Origin of the sequence: Mesorhizobium sp. M7A.F.Ca.CA.004.12.1.1 (genome assembly GCF_003997835.1) — a bacterium.
Taxonomy (GTDB): Bacteria; Pseudomonadota; Alphaproteobacteria; order Rhizobiales; family Rhizobiaceae; genus Mesorhizobium.
Genome location: NZ_RZRK01000997.1, coordinates 1 through 1,935, shown reverse-complemented (window position 1 = coordinate 1,935; position 1,935 = coordinate 1). Strand labels below are relative to the sequence as shown.

The following is a 1,935-nucleotide window of genomic DNA, read 5'->3' as shown; positions in this document are numbered from 1 at the left end:
GCGTATCTCCCGGAAATCGCCGAATTCGCAACTTGCCCAGACGTACAGGCCGTCGGCAAGCGCCATGTGATTGCGCTCACGCAAGGCGGTCGACAATAGGCCCGCGGTGCCGGCCTCGAGGCCGCGCCGGTAAAGCCAGGTGATGTCGATATTGTCCCCTTGCGCCAGCGCTATTCGGTCATCCGGGCTATCGACCTCGATCAGCGCCTCGGCACGTGTTGATGGCGGCAGATGCTCCAAAATCCTGCCGATGGCGGGCAGCGCGGTGTCGTCGCCGAGCAGAAGCAAGGTCTGCGCCACCGGGGCGTCGCCGCCGCCGGGTCCGATCATGCCGATGACGTCTCCCGCCCGTGCGTTTTGCGCGAATGTGGCGGCGGGCGTGTTCTGGCCGGGGTGCAACACGAAATCGACATCGAGCCAACCGCTTGCGGCATCCAGCGCCCGGATCGTGTAGACCCGCACAGCAAGCGCATCGTCGCCAGAAGGCCAGACGATCAAGCCGTCAGCGCCCATCGTCGGCCAAACCAGCCGGCGGCCAGGCGGCGGCAGCAGCAGCCGCATGTGCAGGCCGCCATGGCTAAATCGGCCGAGATCCTTGCCGGCGAAGCGCAGGCGCTGCATATGCGCCGATATCCGCGTCGACGACATCACCGTGATCTCGCGGAAGAAGACCGGAGTACCGGCGTCGCTGCCGTCGCCTTGCCAATGGATGCCCTTGGTCGTGCCGAGATGTTCGGCGACATGGCCGGCGACCGTCATCTTCATGTAGGACAGGCAGGTTTCGTCTGTCGCCGCGACGCGGATCAGCACGCTTTCATCATCGAGCGTAGCGCTCAACGAGCCGTAGTAGAGGCGGAGCTCCCACTGGTCGGCAACGCCAGTGTCGATCTCGAATTCGCTGTGCTCTGCGCGCAGCCGGTCCATCACCGATCTGATCGCCGCGTCGCTGATCCGGGTTTGCGCGCTAAGTTGGTCCATCGCTCAAGTCCTTCGAAACGGTTCGGGCAAGGCGCCGCGCGGCACCCTCACCGTCAGCGGCATGCCACAGCCGCTCCGATGTTTCCACATAAACATGACAATAATAATCATATTTATTCGATGAGTTGGCTACGAGCCGCTTGTCGCAGCAAGTCGCTCGGGAAGGAAATCAACGAAGACGCGCACCTTCGGCGACAGATGGCGATTGGAGGGCCACAGCATCCGGAACTGGCCACGGCCGTCGACATGACCATCGAGGACGGTACGCAGCCTGTCTTCGTGCAGCGCCTCGCGCACCAGGAAATCCGGCATGCAAGCTATGCCGAGGCCGGCGAGCGTGGCGCCCTTCAAGGCTTCCATGTTGTTGCAGGTCAGCATCGAGCGGATCTGCGGTTCGGCGCTTCCGGTAGTGAACGGCCACTCCAGCAGCCTGCCGCTGTTCAGGAAGCGGAAGTTTATGCCGAAATGTCTGATGAGATCAGCCGGCACGCTGGGGGCGCCATGGCGGTCCAGGTAGGAGGGCGCCGCGCACAGCAGCATGCGAAAGGGCGCAACGGGTCTCGACACAAGGCGCGAATCCGGCAGTTCGCCGCTGCGGATCGCGACATCGATACCCTCGTCGATGACGTCGACGATCCGGTCGTTGAAATCGATGTCGAGCTCGATCTCGGGATAGCGTGCCATGAACTCCGACAGCACCGGCAGCAGCAGATGATAGGTGACGATCGGGGTGGATATGCGCAGCCGCCCACGCGGTGTTTCCCGTGTCTGCGACAGCATCGCCTCGGCATCGTCGATGTCGTCGAGGATGCGGCGCACCCGCTCGTTGAACAGCTTGCCCTCTTCCGTCAGGCCAATGCGCCGCGTGCTGCGCTGCAGGAGCCGCACGCCGAGTTCCTGCTCGAGCCGGGCGACACTTTTGCCGACAGCGGAAGCCGAGATGCCAAGCGCCCGCCC

The 1,935-nt window shown here is 63.8% G+C and carries 2 protein-coding genes; both read right to left on the bottom strand.

The window, feature by feature from the left end:
• On the bottom strand, positions 1-978 hold a 978-nt coding region (locus EN984_RS32770), incomplete at its 3' end, for a siderophore-interacting protein (protein WP_164765839.1).
• Between the two features lie 129 nt (positions 979-1,107).
• Positions 1,108-1,935, bottom strand: an 828-nt coding sequence (locus EN984_RS32765; RefSeq protein WP_127384270.1) for a LysR substrate-binding domain-containing protein, incomplete at its 5' end; no start/stop codon positions are given.